The organism is Nocardioides sp. GCM10023255, from assembly GCF_042653125.1.
In the GTDB taxonomy this organism is placed as follows: domain Bacteria; phylum Actinomycetota; class Actinomycetes; order Propionibacteriales; family Nocardioidaceae; genus Nocardioides.
Genome location: NZ_JBHSHU010000007.1, coordinates 180,341 through 195,775 on the forward strand (window position 1 = coordinate 180,341; position 15,435 = coordinate 195,775).

Here is a 15,435-nt window from a genome sequence, read left to right on the forward strand (position 1 = left end):
CGATGCTGGCCTGACCCCTGGCGCAGGTGGCCGCCGGCGGGGTCCGGCACCGGCTCGTCGGTGTCGATCAGCGAGGGCGGCCCGACCGCGAGCCGGCGATGACCAGCCAGCCGGCCGCGCCCCAGTTCATCGCGAGGAAGGCGTAGACCGCCGGGGCCCACACCTTGCCCAGGGTGCTGCTCAGCTCGGCCGCGCCCTGGTAGGTCCCGCGCTGGCGCGGGTCCATCAGCTCGGACTCGAACGACCAGCTGGCGGCCGAGAGGTAGAGCTCGGCGCCGGTCACCGTCACGTGGCCCAGCCAGACCAGCGCGATCGTGACCCACCCGACGGTGTCGTGGGTGGCCAGCGTGATCAGGCACGAGACCACGAAGAAGACCGACGAGACCCGCACCGCCCGCAGCGCCGTGGGCACGTTCTCGACCCCGCGCGCCGCCGCCATCGGCAGGAAGATGCACATCACGGTGTTGGTGCCGAAGAGGAAGGCCAGCAGCACGCGGGGCGCGTCGGTCTCCTCGACCAGCCACAGCGGGATTACCACGTTGAGCAGCACCTGGTTGGTCCAGAACACCCCCACGAAGAAGGTCGTGAGGAGCCAGCCGGGGTTGCGCAGCGGCCCCGGCCCCGGGACCCGCGCCCGGCGGTCCTCCGGGGTGCGCTCGTCGTGCGAGGCCCGCGGCAACCGGCCGATCGCGACGGCGTTGACGAGGAACACGACGGCGGTGAACCACGGCAGCACCCGGAGCGCGTCGTCGGAGTCGAACGCCAGCGCGAGGCCACCCAGACCCGCGCCGAGCGTGATTTCCCGTTCCTGCGGGGCGCGTAAGTCGGGGGCGCCGCGCGCCGCCCGGGAGTCCGGCCAGGCCCGGTCGAACCTGCTGAAGAGTGCGTCGCTGAGCCGCGGGGCGACCAGGTTGAGGACCTCGCCGACGTTGCCGGCGGCCGTGTTCACGGTGACCGGGCGGTCCTCCAGGGCCCGCACGACCTTCGCCGCCGCCTGCTCGGGCGTGAGCGCCCGACGGCCGGCGTACGCCTCGGTCGGCGCCACCATCGGGGTGCGCACCAGCGCGAACCGCATGTTCGTGAACGTGACCTCGTCACGGTAGGTCTCACGCGACGCGACCCGGCTCCAGGTGTCGAGCGCGGCCTTGGAGGCGATGTACGCCGCGAACTTGGGCGCCTTCATCTGCACGCCCCAGGTGACGACGTTGACGACGTGGCCGAAGCGCTGCGCACGCATCGCCGGCAGCAGGCCCATGGTGAGCCGCACCGGGGCGAAGTAGTTCACCGCCATCGTGCGCTCGAAGTCGTGGAACCGGTCGTGGGTCAGGTGCAACGAGCGCCGGATGGAGCGGCCGGCGTTGTTCACGAGGTAGTCGACCGCACCGTGCTCGGCCAGCACCTGCTGGACCAGCGCGTCGACGGCGGCGCCGTCGGTCAGGTCGCAGGGGTACGTCGCGGCGCGGCCGCCGCCGGACTCCACCGCGGCCCGGACCCGGTCCAGCTCGTCGGCCCGGCGGGCCACCAGCAGCACCGTGGCCCCGCGTGCCGCCACCGCACGGGCGGTGGCCTCGCCGATGCCGGAGGAGGCTCCGGTGACGAGCACGGTCCGGCCCGAGAGCGGGCTGCTCGTGTCGCCGGTGACCCGCCGCAGCAGGCGGCGCACGCGGGCGCGCGGTGTCTGGAGCAGCAGGCCCACTACGCGGTGTCCCACCGGAACAGTCGCGCGGCCACACCGGTGACCACGACCGCGAACCCGGCCAGGATCGACATCGGCACCAGCGCCGCGACGGGACTCTCACCTCGCACCATGACGTCCAGCATGCCGTCGTTGAGGTGACGCAGGGGCATCAGCTGCGAGACGGTCTGCAGCCAGCCGGGCGCTCCGTCGAGGGGGAAGAAGGACCCGCTCAGGAACGCCATCGGCAGGACCAGGAAGTTGGCCATGTTGACCGCGCCCTCCTGGGTCTTGGTGAGCGCCCCGGCGAGCAGCCCGACCGACATGAAGCACAGGGTGCCGACCACCAGCAGCGGCAGCGCCATCCACCAGGCCCCGGTGAGCCGGAGCCCGAACGCGACGGTGCCCAGGCCCAGGAAGATCGCCATCTGGACGAGTGCGATCGCCACCGTCACCGCGATCCGGGCACCCACCACCGTGCGGGTGGGCACCGGCGCCAGCTGCAGCCGACGCAGCAGCTTGCTCTGCCGCCAGCCCTGCAGGGTCGCGGCCGCACCGAAGCTCGCGCTCATCGCGATCGCCCAGCCGAGCAGCCCCGGGGTCACGAACTGGATGGTGTCGAGCGAGTCGTCCTCGACCGGCTCGGTCTCCAGGGCGTACGTCGGCGGGTTGCCGCTGAGGGCGACGTTGGTCCCGTCGACGAAGGCCCGCAGCGCGCCCTGGGTGATGGCCGCCTTCACCTGGTCGGTCTGCGTGTAGTGCGCGACCAGCGTGTCGCCCTGCATCTCGATCGCGACGTCGGCGTCCCCCTTGCGGACCTCGCGGATCGCGGCGGCGGCGTCGTCGGTGCGGGTCACCTCGAAGGTGTCGTCCCACGCCTGCTTCGCGCCGTCGGAGAGCTGGTCGACGAGGGCGACGTCCCCGACCTGGACGAGGTCGACCTCGGACTGCGTCTGGTTGGCGAAGATGCCGCCGAAGAGGACCAGGAACATCAGCGGGAAGATCAGCGCGAAGAAGACCGACGCCTTGTCGCGGTAGAAGCCGCGCAGGATCGCCGCCGACAGTGCGAAGAACGGCCGGGCGAAGAAGGGCCGGTCGGTCGGGACGATGCTCATGCGCGGTACTCCCGGCCGGTCAGGTCGAGGAAGACGTCCTCGAGCGTGCCGGTGTGCACCTGCACACCGTCGAGGTGGTCGAGCTCGGCCAGCCGCGACACGACGGCGGCCGGCTCGCGCGTGGTGAGCACCAGGCCGTCGGGCGTGGACTGGGCGTCGCTGACGCAGCGCATCGCCCTGCCCTCGTGCTCGTCGAGCTGGCCCCCGGCCACGGTGATCCGGACGGGGGCGTCGAGGCCCCGGACCAGCGCCGCGGGGGTGTCGAAGCGCAGCACCCTCCCGTGGTCCATGATCGCGACCCGGTCGCAGAGCACCTCGGCCTCGTCCATGTAGTGCGTGGTGAGCACGACGGTGCGGCCCGAGTCGTTGAGCCCCGAGAGCAGGTCCCACAGGTTGCGGCGAGCCTGCGGGTCCAGGGCCGCGGTCGGCTCGTCGAGGAACACGACCTCGGGGTCGTGCACCAACGCGCAGGCGATGGACAGGCGCTGGGCCTGCCCGCCCGAGAGGGCCTCCACGCGGGTGTCGGCCTTGTCGACCAGGCCCACCCGCTCGAGCCAGCCGTCCGCGCGCCGCGCGTCCACGCCGTACAACGCCGCGAAGGTGTGCAGCTGCTCGCGCGCGGTGAGCCGTTCGAAGAACGACGACGCCTGCAGCTGGACGCCGATCCGCGGCAGCAGGGCGGGGTTGCGCGGCCAGGGGCTCAGCCCCAGCACCCGCACCGACCCCGAGTCCGGCCGGCGCAGACCCTCGATCATCTCCAGCGTGGTCGTCTTGCCGGCACCGTTCGGCCCCAGGATGCCGACGAACTCGCCCTCGCCCACGTCGAGGCTCACCCCGTCGACGGCCTTCAGCTCGCCGTACGACAGCGCGAGCTCGACCACCTCGATCGCTCCCACCTGCGGGACCCTAGGGGAGCCGTCCCCCGGGTCTCGACAGACTTTCCGGTGCCGCGACCCCCGCCTTTGGTAGGGGTCCGGTCGCCAGCGGTGCTACCGATCCCCCGCCAGCAGCGGCCAGGGCCGGGCCGCCTCGATCTGCGCGGAGACCGAGAACAGCGTGGCCTCGTCGTCGGTGCGGCCCACCAGCTGCACCGAGGTCGGCAGCCCGTCCGGCCCGGTGCCGCACGGCACGGCCGCGGCCGGGTTGCCCGCGACGTTCCAGAGCGCCGCGTAGGCGATCGCGGGCATCGCCCGCAGCGAGGCACGCACAGTCCCGACACCGTCGAGTCGCCCCACGCGCGGCGGCCGGTGCGCGATGGTGGGGGTGAGCAGGACGTCGACGTCGTCGAAGACCCGGTTGGCCTTCGCCGACACCTTGTCGGTCTCCGTCAGCGCCCAGTCGCGGACCCTGGGCGTCACCCAGGCGCCGAGGCGGCAGGTCTCCCGGGTCCGGCGCTCGAGCCGGTCGCGGTGCTCGACGAGCTCGGCCTCGGACCGGATCCCGGCGAAGAACTGCGGGACGAACGCCGCGGTCGGGTCGGGGTAGCGGGGGTCGACCTCGCGCACGTGGTGTCCGAGGTCGGTGAGGAGGCGCGCGGTCTCCTCGACCGCCCGGACGTGGACCGGGTCCGGACGGACCCCGACCGTGACCGGCCGGGTGGTCCAGCCGATCCGCAGCCGCCCCGGTTCGCGGCCGGCCGCCTCGACGAACGACGCGTCCCCGCCCGCCCGGTAGAGGTCGCCCTCGACGTTGCCGCGGATCACGTCGTACACCAGCGCGCTGTCGCGCACCGTGCGGGTGAGCGGCCCCGCGGTGCCCAGCGCCCACCACAGGTGCGGGTGCGGCGCCGTCGTCACCCGGCCACGCTGGGGCTTGAGGCCGAAGAGGCCGCAGCAGGCGCTGGGGATCCGGATGGACCCGCCCCCGTCACCGCCGATGCCGACGGGGACCATGCCGGCCGAGACGGCGACGGCGGTGCCGCCGCTGGAGCCGCCCGGGGTCCGGGTGCTGTCCCACGGGTTGCGGGTGACGCCCCGTGAGGCGGACTCGGTGTAGGGGAAGGCCCCGAACTCCGGCATCGTCGTCTTGCCCACGACGACGGCGCCGGCGGCGCGCAGCCGGCGCACGATCTCGGCGTCCGCAGCGACGGGGGTCTCGTTCGCCTCGCCCCCGAACGTCGTCACCGTGCCGGCGACGTCGACCTCCTCCTTGATGGCGATCGGCACGCCGTGCAGCGGCCCCGGCGTGCCGCCCTCGGCGAGCATCGCGTCGCGCCCGTCGGCCTCCGCACGGGCCCGGTCGGCCAGCACCACCGAGAAGGCGTTCAGGGGCGGGTCCAGCTCGGCGATCCGCGCGAGCGCCTCGTCGACCACGCCTCGGGCGGTGAGCTCCCCCGCGGTCGTACGGCGCACGGTCTCGGTCACGTCGGTGCTGCTCAGGTCGGTCACGAGTGCACCCTAGGGGCGCGCGACCTCCTGCGGAACGGTGGCATTGGCCATGGTGACGTCCCCTGCTCCTCGGCCCGGCCCCGCGCCCTGCGCATGAGGTCGCCGACGCACTGGGGAGAGGGGCACACGCAGGCCCCTCTCCCCAGTGCTCGGCGAGGCACTGTCTGGCCACCCGGTCGGCCGCACATCGCGGTGCCGCCCGGGCGCGACGTCCCGACGGCGGGTCAGCGCTACATGTCCACGCCGATGAACATCGGGTCCCCGTGCAGGGTCGTCAGCGGGCCGAGCTCGACGCAGCGCCCCGAGGGCACCTCGCAGTCGTAGACGGTGCTCCTGGAACCACGGTCCGGGACCGCGGTCAGCACCGAGCCGTCGGTGTCGATCGCCCACCAGCCGTACGCCGGTCCCTTGCCCGTGTCCCCGCGGTCGAGCACGATCGGTCGGCCGCCGTCGGTGGGTGCCAGCCGGCTCGACCAGTACAGGACGTGCCGGCCGTCGTAGGTGAGCTGCGCGTCGATCGCGCCAGGGACCAGCCGGTAGTCCGCCGCCGCCTCGCCGTCGGGTGCCGGCCCCGTGTAGAGCAGCACCCCGTTGCGCACGTCGGCCACGCGCGTCCGCGGTCCCGCCAGCGTGCGGACCTCGTCGGTGCGCGTGTCCCACGCCGTCGTGCCGTCGGAGGTCCGGAGGAGCACCACACCGTCGTCGAGACCGTCGATGACCGTGTCGCTCCCGACGGCATGACGCGCGACCACCCGGTCGGTGGCGAGGTCGCGGACGGTCACGGTCCGCCGGCCGCCGATCACCGCGCCGTAGGCGACCAGCGGACCCTGGGCGTCCACCTTCGCGGTGGGGCGGAAGTTGCCGGTGTCCGCGTGCCGCTCGAGGTCGGTGACCTTCCCGGACTCGTCGAGCAGGCGGGGCACGCCGGCGTCGTAGAACACCACGCCGTAGGGCGTCGCCGTCGCGTCGGTGTCGAGGAAATGCAGCCGGGCGCCGGGGAACGTACGTCCGCCGAGGTGGATCTCGGCTCCCGGGGCGGCGTACGCCCGCAGGCCCTGGGAGAAGTCGAGCCGGCCGAGCGGGGCGACCGGCTGTGGGTCGCCCGGGTGTGGGCCGACCAGCGGCTGGCCGCCCGTCAGCTGCACCGTCAGGACCGCGACGGCCGCCACCGACGCGACTCCGCCCGCGACGGCGGTGGCCCGGCGGCGGCGACGGATCCGGCGGCCCTCACGGAGCGCGCGGGCCAGGTCCCCCGGGGGAGGTACGACGGCGGACAGGTCCGCGTCGAGGGCTCGGTGGAGGTCGGTGGTGCTCATGCGTCGGCTCCGTCCTGGAGGGCGCCGTGGCGCCGGAGGTTGGCGAGGGCGGCGGAGGCCTGGGACTTCACGGTCCCCTGGCTGCACCCGAGCACCGCCGCGATCTCCCGCTCGGAGAGGTCCTCGTAGTAGCGCAGCACGATCACCGCGCGCTGCCGGACGGGCAGCTGCCGGACCGCCGGCCACAGTGCCCCGTGGACCACCACGTCGTGCTCCGGCGAGGCCACGGGCGTCGCCGGCTCCACGGACTCCGAGGGTCGCTCCCGACGCCCCCACCCGTGCCGGCGGCCGGCCAGGATCTCGTTGACGACCATCCTGCGGACGTAGGCCTCGGGGTGGTCCGCAGCCGCGACCCGCCGCCAGGACGCGAACGCCTTGGCGTACGCCGACTGCAGCGCGTCCTCGGCGGCGGCTGCGTCAGCGGTGATGGCGACCGCGGTCCGGAACAGTCGCGGCCAGGTCGCGGTGAAGAACTCCGCGAACTCCTCCTCGGCGGCCACCCGGCCCTCCCCCGTCGGTTCCGCGGCGCTCGGCGACGACACGGTCAGTGCTCTCATGCCCTCCAGATGTGCCGACCAGGGCGACGGGTTGTGCCGGCGCCCTGCCTTTCTCCCTGCCGTTCCTCGGGCGCCCTGCCGTCTCGGGTGGGCGGGATCAGCCGGTCGCCAGTAGCCCGCGCACCACCCGCAGCCCCACCGAGAGCCGGGCCAGGTCCGCCGACTCGTCGGCGCAGATCTCCTCCAGCGTCGAGGCCGCGCGCGGCACCACCACGCTGTCGAGGTCCTCCCAGGTGGCGACCCGCGCCGGCGCGGAGTCGTCCGGAGAGGTCACCGACAGCACCTGGGCGGTGAGCTGGGCGTGGACGGCGTGCAGGTCGTCGCGGAGCGCCGCCCGGGCCATCGTCTGCCAGCGGTCCTCCCGCGGCAGGGACAGGATCCGCTGCACGAGGGCAGGGAGCCCGAGGCGCTCGCCGAGGGCGAAGTGCAGCCGCGCCACCTCGGCCGGGTCGAGGTCCTCGCGCACGGCGATCTCGACGATGCCCAGCAGCATGTACGCCGGCGGCAGCACCGCGACCCGCGCTGCCAGCTCCTGCGGGACGCCGGACTGCTCGAGCCGGTCGCGCCGATTCTGGTAGGCCGTCTGCTCGCGGCCGATCATCAGGTCGGGCAGCTGCTCCATCACCCGCTGCACCGGTCCGGCGAAGAACTCGACGGTGCCGTGGCTGTCCAGCGGCGGTCGACGGTTCGACACCAGCCAGCGCGAGGCGCGCTCGACCAGGGTGCGCATCTCCAGGCGCATCCGGGTCTGCACCCCGGCGTCGAGCACGTTGTCGTAGGTCGTGAGCTCCTGGCGCAGCGGCAGCGACGCGAAGATCTCGCGGGCCACGAAGTTCGCCCGGGTCAGCTCCGCCGCGGTCGCGCCGGTCTCGCCCTCCAGGCGCGGCCAGAAGGTCATGCCGGCGCCGTTGACCAGGTCGTTGACCACCTGGGTCACGATGATCTCGCGACGCAGCGGGTGCGCCTCGATCTGCGTCTCGAAGCGCTCGCGCATGAGCGTCGGGAAGTAGGCGCGCAGGTCGATGTCGAGGTAGGGGTCGTCGGGCAGGTCGGAGGCCACGAGCTCCTCGGCCAGCACGATCTTGGTCCAGGCGAGCAGCACCGAGAGCTCCGGGACCGTCAGGCCCTCGCCGCGCTCGAGGCGGCGTCGTACGGCGCGGGTGCTGGGCAGCCCCTCGAGCTCGCGGTTCAGCACACCGGCACGCTCCAGCCGGCGCATCCAGTCCTCGTGCACGTGCAGCAGCGAGGGGGCGTGCGCGGCCGCGTTGGCGAGCGCGAGGTTCTGCTCGTAGTTGTCGCGCAGCACCAGCTCGCCGACCTCGTCGGTCATGTCGGCCAGCAGCTTGTTGCGCTGCTTCTCGGTCAGGTCTCCGTCCTTGACCACCCGGTCGAGCAGGATCTTGATGTTCACCTCGTGGTCGGAGGTGTCCACGCCGGCCGAGTTGTCGATGAAGTCGGTGTTCATCCGCCCGCCCTGGCGCTCCGCGCCGAGCAGGGCGTACTCGATGCGGCCGAGCTGGGTGAAGCCGAGGTTGCCGCCCTCGCCGACGCACCGGGCTCGCAGCTCGCGGCCGTTGATGCGGATCGGGTCGTTCGCCTTGTCCCCCGCGTCGGCGTGAGACTCGTCGGCACCCTTGACGTAGGTGCCGATGCCGCCGTTCCACAGCAGGTCGACGGGCGCCTTGAGGATCGCCTGCATCAGCTCGGCCGGGGTCATCGCCGTGACGCCGTCGTCCAGGCCGAGCGCGGCGCGGATCTCCTTGCCGATCGGGATCGACTTCAGCGACCGCGGCCAGACGCCGCCTCCGGCGGAGATCAGGGACTTGTCGTAGTCCTGCCAGCTCGACCGGGGCAGGTCGAAGAGCCGCCGCCGCTCGGCGTACGACGTCGCCGCGTCCGGCGTCGGGTCGACGAAGATGTCGCGGTGGTCGAACGCCGCGACCAGGCGCGTGTGCTCCGAGCAGAGCATGCCGTTGCCGAACACGTCGCCGGACATGTCACCGATGCCGACCGCGGTGAAGTCCTCGGCCTGGCAGTCGATGCCCCGCTCACGGAAGTGGCGCTGGACCGAGACCCAGGCGCCGCGGGCGGTGATGCCCATCGCCTTGTGGTCGTAGCCGACCGAGCCGCCGCTGGCGAACGCGTCGCCGAGCCAGAAGCCGTAGTCCTTGGCCACCCCGTTGGCGATGTCGGAGAAGGTCGCCGTGCCCTTGTCGGCCGCGACCACGAGGTAGGTGTCGTCGCTGTCGTGGCGCACCACCGCACGCGGCGGCACGGTCTCGCCGTCGACGAGGTTGTCGGTGATGTCGAGCAGCCCGCAGATGAACGTCTTGTAGCAGGCGATGCCCTCGGCCAGCCACGCGTCACGGTCGCTGGAGTCGGGCAGCTGCTTGCAGAAGAAGCCACCCTTGGCGCCCACCGGCACGATCACGGTGTTCTTCACCATCTGCGCCTTGACCAGCCCCAGCACCTCGGTGCGGAAGTCGTCGCGACGGTCGGACCAGCGCAGCCCGCCGCGCGCGACCGACCCGAAGCGCAGGTGCACGCCCTCGACCCTCGGCGAGTACACGAAGATCTCGAACCTCGGGCGCGGCTCGGGCAGGTCCGGGATCGCCGACGGCTCCAGCTTGAACGAGATGTAGGACCGCACGCCGCCGCCGTCGTGGTCGTCGAGCGGCTGGAAGTAGTTGGTGCGCAGCGTCGCCCGGACGTGGGTCAGGTAGGAGCGCAGGATCCGGTCGTGGTCGAGGCTGGCCACGTCGGTGAGGGCGCGGTTGATCTTCTCCTCGATCGCCTCGATCCGTGCGGTGCGCGCCTCGGCGTCGGCGCCCAGGCCGTTGTGGCCGGGCTCGAACCTCGCCTCGAACAGCTGCACCAGGAGCCGGGTGATGTCGACGTTGTTGCGCAGCGCGTCCTCGATGTAGTCGAGGGCGAAGGGCGAGTTGCCCTGGCGCATGTACTTCGCGTAGGCGCGCAGCACCGTGGCCTGGCGCCAGGTCAGGCCGGCGCCGAGGACCAGCGCGTTGAAGCCGTCGATCTCGTTGAAGCCGTCCCACACCGCGCGCAGCGCGTCCTGGAACAGCTCGCGGGAGTGCGCGGGCAAGGCCTTGCCGTAGCGCAGGCCGAACTCGTAGATGTACGTCGGCCGCTCGAGGCCCTCGAGCTCGTAGGGCCGCTCGTCGACGACCTCGACGCCCATCGAGGACAGCATCGGCAGGATCTGGGAGAGCGACAGGGCCGGCCCGATCCGGAACACCTTCAGCCGGGCCTCGCCGCGGCCGGCGTCGAGCTGCTCGTAGAGGGACAGGTCGATCCCGACGTCACCCTGGATCGCCTCGAGCCGGCCGAGGTCCACCGAGCCGGTGCGGGCCGCGAAGTCCTCCTTGTAGGCCTCGGGGAAGGAGTCGACGTAGCGGCGGCCGAGCACGGCGCCGACCTCCTCGCCGTACTCCGCGATCACCGCGCTGGTGAAGTCGTCGCGCCAGGAGCGCGACGCGTCGGTCAGCCGCTTCTCGAGGTCGTCGGTGTCGACATCGGTGATGGTGCCGCCCTTGGGCGGGTGCACCACGAAGTGGACCCGGGCGGTCGTCGACTCGTTGACGCTGACGTTGAACTCGACCGACTCGCCGCCGAGGCGGTCCTTGAGGATCTGGGAGAACTTCTCCCGGACGTTGGTGTTGTAGCGGTCGCGCGGCAGGTAGACCAGCACGGAGACGTAGCGGCCGTAGGTGTCGCGGCGGATGAACATCCGCACCTGGCGGCGCTCGCGCGCGTGCATGGCCGCCTCGGCCATCGGCGCCAGCTCGTCGACCGTCGTGTGGAAGAGCTCGTCGCGCGGATAGGTCTCGAGGGTGTCCATCAGCGCCTTGCCGGCGTGGCTGCGCGGGTCGAAGCCGATCCGCTTCAGCACCGCCGCGGCCTTCTCGCGCAGCAGCGGGATCCGGGTCAGCGACTCGGTGTAGGCCGCGCTGGAGTAGAGGCCGAGGAAACGGCGCTCGCCGACGACCTCGCCGTTGGCGTCGAACTTCTTGACGCCGACGTAGTCGAGGTACGCCGGCCGGTGCACGGTGGCCCGGGAGTTGGCCTTGGCCAGCACCAGCAGGGTCTTCTCGCGGGCCTTGGCCTTGACCATCGCCGGCAGCTTGCCGAACGACGCCGACATGTCCTGGTCGGCACGCAGGATGCCGTAGCCGGTGCCGGGGACGGCGCGCAGCAGCTCGTCCTCGCCTTCGCGCTCGAGCCTGTACTCGCGGTAGCCGAGGAAGGTGAAGTGGTCGGAGGCGAGCCACTGCAGCAGCTCGCGGCCCTGGCGGATCTCCTCGGGGTCCAGCGGCGGCGGGTCGTTGTCGAGCTCGTCGACGATCGCCATGACCTGGAGGTGCATCTTCTCCCAGTCCTCGACCGACTCACGGACGTCGCGCAGCACGCGCTGCACGTCGTCCTCGATCACGCTGGTGTCCTCGCCCTCGCGGATCCGGTCGATCTCGATGTGCATCCACGACTCACGGACCGCGCCGCTCGGTGGCTCGAGCGAACCGTCCGCGACCGGCATGACGCTCTGCAGCGCACCGGTGATGTCGCGCACCACGTCGAAGTGCGGGTGGATGACGACGTGCACGTCGCGCAGCTGGCGCGAGAGCTCCATGGTCAGGGAGTCGACGAGGAACGGCATGTCGTCGATGACGACCTCGACGACCGAGTGACCGCCGGACGACCAGCCGTGCTCGCCGAGGGTCGGGGTGAACACCCGCACCTGCGCGGTGCCCTGGGGACGGTTCCCGGCGAGCTTCCAGTGCGAGGCGAGCGCCCCGTAGACGTCGACGTCGGTGCGCTCGAGGACGTCCTCGGGGGCGACGTGCCGGTAGTAGGCCTTGAGCAGGCCCTCCACCTCGTCGTGCGGCGGGCCCCCCGTGCCCTTGCGGGCGAGGGCCAGGTCGATGGCCTTCGCCAGGAGCGCGGACTTGTCGTGATCCAGCGTCGTCGTTGACACACCCCGACCCTAGGACTCGGCCTGTGACCTCGCCAACAGGGGGTGGAGCGTGTTGCCCTCGGGTCTGCCCGGCGGGTGCCCCCGGGTGTGCCCGGCGTGGGTTCAGAGCTCCGAGCGCAGGTCCCACAGCAGCGGGAAGTAGCGCAGCGGGATCCGCGAGCGCAGGTAGCCGGCGCCGCTGGACCCGCCGGTCCCGGACTTGCTGCCGATCATCCGCTCGACCATCACGACGTGGCGTGCGCGCCAGCTCGCGGCGAGCTCGTCGTGCTGGAGCAACGCCTCCGCGAGCGCCCAGACGACGGCGTACCGGTCCCGGTCGTGGGCGGCGGTGCGCAGCGAGGCCGAGACCTCCTCGTCGCTGCCGGCGGCCAGCCCGAACGACTCCAGCACCGTCAGGAACGCGTCCCAGAGCGAGGGCTCCTCCAGGCGGGCGGCGAGGCGCTGCTCCTCGGCGTCGGTCAGGCCCCGGAACCGGCGGACGTACGACGGGTCCTTGGCACCGGAGAGGAACTCGAGCTCGCGGAACTGCACGGACTGGAAGCCGCTCGCCGGGGCCAGCCGCTGCCGGAACTCCAGGAAGTCCTGCGGGGTCATCGTCTCCAGCACGTCGACCTGCTGGACCAGGACCCGCTCGATGACGTGCACGCGGGCCAGCAGGTGCTGGGCCCACCACAGCCGGCCGCCCTCGACGCCACCGGCCATGGCGTCCCGCGCGGCCGCGACCTCGTGCAGCAACTGCTTGAACCACAGCTCGTAGACCTGGTGGATGGTGATGAAGAGCAGCTCGTCGTGCGCGGGCGGGTCGGACTCCAGGTGCTGGGAGTCCAGGAGCTGGGGCAGCCGCAGGTAGCTGCCGTAGGTCAGCTGCGCACCCTGCTCCCCGAAGGAGACGAACGATTCACTCATGGGCGTGCACGCTAGTCCTCCCGGGTGGGCCATGATGTGCGGCATGCTGTTCCGACACGAGCTCGTCTACGACTCCGGCCCCGACCAGGTGTTCGCGATGCTGGCCGACCCGAAGTTCCGCGAGGCCGCCTGCGACGCCCAGGACGTGATCTCCGCCGAGGTGCGGCTGGACCGGACCGGCAACGGCTTCTCGCTCGTCGTCGACCAGCTCCAGCGCACCGACGACCTGCCGTCGTTCGCCCGGACCTTCGCCGGTGACTCCACCCGCGCGATCCAGCGCGAGGAGTGGGCCGACTCGACCAGCGGCACGCTGCGCATCGAGGCACCGGGCAAGCCCACGGAGATCACCGGCACCATCACCCTGCGTCCGCAGGGCTCGGGCACCCGCGAGATCGTGGAGCTGGACGTGAAGGTGAAGGTCCCGATCGTCGGCGGCAGGCTCGAGAAGCTGATGGCCGAGAAGATACGCGCGGGCATGGACGCCGAGCACGGCGTCGGTGTGCCGTGGCTGAAGGGAGAGCACTGAGATGGCGAAGCGACTGACCCACGAGCTCGTGTACGACGCCCCGGCCGACGTGGTCGCGGCGATGCTCGCCGACCCGGCCTTCCGCGAGGAGGTGTGCGACTACCAGCGGGTGCTGCGTCGCACGGTCACGGTCGAGCGGTCCGGGGACGGCATGGAGGTCGTGATCGACCAGGTGCAGGCGGCCCGCGGGATCCCGTCGTTCGCCAGCAAGTTCGTGGGCGACGAGATCAACATCGTCCAGCGCGAGACCTGGGCCACCATGGACGCCAGCCAGATCCACGTCACCATCCCCGGCAAGCCCGGCGAGATGGCCGGTACCGGCCGCCTCGACGACTCCGGCGGCCCGACCGTGCACGCGGTGAACCTCGACATCAAGGTCGCCATCCCGCTGGTCGGCGGCAAGATCGAGGGGCTGATCTCCGAGCTGCTGCTCAAGGCGCTCAAGGCCGAGAACAAGGTGGGGCGCGACTACCTGTCGCGCTGAACCTGCTCGTCCCGGGCCGGCTCGCCCGGGGCCTGCTCGCGCGCGCTCCCGGCGCGGTCCTGGCGGCGGCGTACGACGACCACGGCCGCGAGGAGCAGGAACGGCCCGAACGCCAGCAGCACCGTGAGCAGCTGCTCGACGGGGTGCAGCGCGCCCATGTGCAGGGGCGTCACGGGAGGGGTCACCGGACCATTCTCGCGCGCCACGGTGAGACTCCTCACCGCCGGGTTCCGGAATGGTTCCGCCGGGGTACAGGTTGATCAAGAGTTCAACGATCCCCGGACGCACGAGGAGCCTGTTGCCCCATGCCTGACCTTTTCGACAGCCTGACCGTCAAGAGCTGGACCCTCCCCCACCGCCTCGTGATGGCGCCGCTGACCCGCAACCGCGCGGACGGCGAGGGCGTGCCCGGCGACCTGGCCGTGGAGTACTACTCCCAGCGCGCCACCGCCGGCCTGATCATCACCGAGGGCACCCAGCCCAGCGCCGTGGGTCAGGGCTACCTGAACACCCCCGGGCTGCACAGCCCCGAGCAGGTCGCCGGCTGGCGTCGCGTCGCTGATGCGGTGCACGCACGCGGTGGCCGCATCGTCGCCCAGCTCATGCACGCCGGCCGGGTCGCCCACCCGGACAACAAGCACGGCCTCGAGACCGTCGCCCCGAGCGCGCTGGCCGCGCCGAACGAGATGTTCACCGCGGCCGGCATGAAGCCCCACCCGGTCCCCCGGGCGCTGGAGCTCGCCGAGATCCCTGGGGTCGTCGAGGAGTACGTCCAGGCGGCGCGCAACGCCGTCGAGGCCGGGCTGGACGGCGTCGAGGTGCACGCCGCGAACGGCTACCTCATCCACCAGTTCCTCGCGCCGGGCTCGAACCAGCGCGACGACGAGTACGGCGGCTCCCCGGCCAACCGCGCCCGGTTCGCCATCGAGGTCACCCGGGCCGTCGCCGAGGCCATCGGCCCCGAGCGGGTCGGCATCCGGATCTCGCCCGCCCACAACATCCAGGGCGCGACCGAGACCGACCCGGCCGACGTCGAGGCGACGTACTCCACCCTCGTCGAGGCCATCGCCCCGCTCGGCCTGGCCTACCTGTCGATCCTGGCCGACCCGCGCGAGGACCTCGTGCAGCGGCTGCGCAAGGACTTCGGCGGCGTCGTGATCGCCAACGACGGCTTCGGGGAGATCACCACCCGCGAGTCGGCGCAGGCCATCCTCGACGAGGACCTCGCGGACGCGGTGGCCGTGGGCCGGCTGTTCCTGGCCAACCCCGACCTGCCCCGTCGCTGGGAGACCGGTGCCGAGCTCAACGAGCCGGACCCCGACACCTTCTACGGTGGCGGCGCCGAGGGCTACACCGACTACCCCTCCCTGGACGGCTGAGCTGGGCCTCCGGACATGACGAAGCCCCGCCGGATCACCGGCGGGGCCTCGTCATGCGTGCCACTGGATGAATCGCCGGTTCACCGGTGACTCCGTCAGC

The 15,435-nt window shown here is 72.3% G+C and carries 12 protein-coding genes; 3 read left to right on the forward strand and 9 right to left on the reverse strand.

Annotation, left to right across the window (positions count from 1 at the left end; translation table 11 throughout):
* Window positions 1–67: 67 nt before the first annotated feature.
* The 8 genes from ACFO9I_RS13050 to ACFO9I_RS13085 all read right to left on the reverse strand — a co-directional run bounded on the left by ACFO9I_RS13050 (window position 68) and on the right by ACFO9I_RS13085 (window position 12,946).
* Complete coding sequence (locus ACFO9I_RS13050) at window positions 68–1,711, reverse strand: SDR family NAD(P)-dependent oxidoreductase (protein WP_379181479.1); 1,644 nt, start codon at window positions 1,709–1,711, stop codon at window positions 68–70.
* Complete coding sequence (locus ACFO9I_RS13055) at window positions 1,696–2,790, reverse strand: ABC transporter permease (protein ID WP_379181481.1); 1,095 nt, start codon at window positions 2,788–2,790, stop codon at window positions 1,696–1,698. The genes ACFO9I_RS13050 and ACFO9I_RS13055 overlap by 16 nt, the downstream gene beginning before the upstream one ends.
* On the reverse strand, window positions 2,787–3,686 hold the full coding sequence (locus ACFO9I_RS13060; RefSeq protein ID WP_379181482.1) for an ABC transporter ATP-binding protein: 900 nt from the start codon (window positions 3,684–3,686) through the stop codon (window positions 2,787–2,789). The genes ACFO9I_RS13055 and ACFO9I_RS13060 overlap by 4 nt, the downstream gene beginning before the upstream one ends.
* Before the next feature lie 93 nt (window positions 3,687–3,779).
* Window positions 3,780–5,177 carry an amidase gene (locus ACFO9I_RS13065; RefSeq protein ID WP_379181484.1) on the reverse strand — a complete coding sequence of 466 codons (1,398 nt, stop codon included), beginning with the start codon at window positions 5,175–5,177 and terminating at the stop codon, window positions 3,780–3,782.
* A gap of 230 nt (window positions 5,178–5,407) precedes the next feature.
* Complete coding sequence (locus tag ACFO9I_RS13070) at window positions 5,408–6,493, reverse strand: hypothetical protein (RefSeq protein ID WP_379181486.1); 1,086 nt, start codon at window positions 6,491–6,493, stop codon at window positions 5,408–5,410.
* Window positions 6,490–7,050, reverse strand: a complete 561-nt coding sequence (locus ACFO9I_RS13075; protein WP_379181487.1) for a SigE family RNA polymerase sigma factor — start codon at window positions 7,048–7,050, stop codon at window positions 6,490–6,492. The genes ACFO9I_RS13070 and ACFO9I_RS13075 overlap by 4 nt, the downstream gene beginning before the upstream one ends.
* Before the next feature lie 97 nt (window positions 7,051–7,147).
* Complete coding sequence (locus ACFO9I_RS13080; protein WP_379181489.1) at window positions 7,148–12,040, reverse strand: NAD-glutamate dehydrogenase; 4,893 nt, start codon at window positions 12,038–12,040, stop codon at window positions 7,148–7,150.
* Between the two features lie 102 nt (window positions 12,041–12,142).
* Window positions 12,143–12,946 (reverse strand): tryptophan 2,3-dioxygenase family protein, encoded by an 804-nt coding sequence (locus tag ACFO9I_RS13085; protein WP_379181491.1) that lies wholly within the window; start codon window positions 12,944–12,946, stop codon window positions 12,143–12,145.
* A 43-nt stretch (window positions 12,947–12,989) separates the two neighbouring features.
* Between ACFO9I_RS13085 and ACFO9I_RS13090 the strand changes: the two genes are divergently transcribed.
* Together ACFO9I_RS13090 and ACFO9I_RS13095 are read left to right on the forward strand one after the other, a co-directional pair.
* The gene (locus tag ACFO9I_RS13090) at window positions 12,990–13,472 is read left to right on the forward strand and encodes a DUF2505 domain-containing protein (RefSeq protein ID WP_379181493.1); all 483 of its coding nucleotides are present in this window, start codon (window positions 12,990–12,992) and stop codon (window positions 13,470–13,472) included.
* Window position 13,473: 1 nt separating this feature from the next.
* Complete coding sequence (locus ACFO9I_RS13095) at window positions 13,474–13,956, forward strand: DUF2505 domain-containing protein (protein ID WP_379181494.1); 483 nt, start codon at window positions 13,474–13,476, stop codon at window positions 13,954–13,956.
* Here the strand turns inward: ACFO9I_RS13095 and ACFO9I_RS13100 are convergent.
* Window positions 13,941–14,141 (reverse strand): hypothetical protein, encoded by a 201-nt coding sequence (locus tag ACFO9I_RS13100; RefSeq protein WP_379181496.1) that lies wholly within the window; start codon window positions 14,139–14,141, stop codon window positions 13,941–13,943. The two genes, ACFO9I_RS13095 and ACFO9I_RS13100, sit on opposite strands and share 16 nt — an antisense overlap.
* A 120-nt stretch (window positions 14,142–14,261) precedes the next feature.
* Here ACFO9I_RS13100 and ACFO9I_RS13105 point away from each other — a divergent pair, with 120 nt between their 5' ends.
* Window positions 14,262–15,335, forward strand: a complete 1,074-nt coding sequence (locus ACFO9I_RS13105) for an alkene reductase (protein ID WP_379181498.1) — start codon at window positions 14,262–14,264, stop codon at window positions 15,333–15,335.
* Window positions 15,336–15,435: the final 100 nt, after the last annotated feature.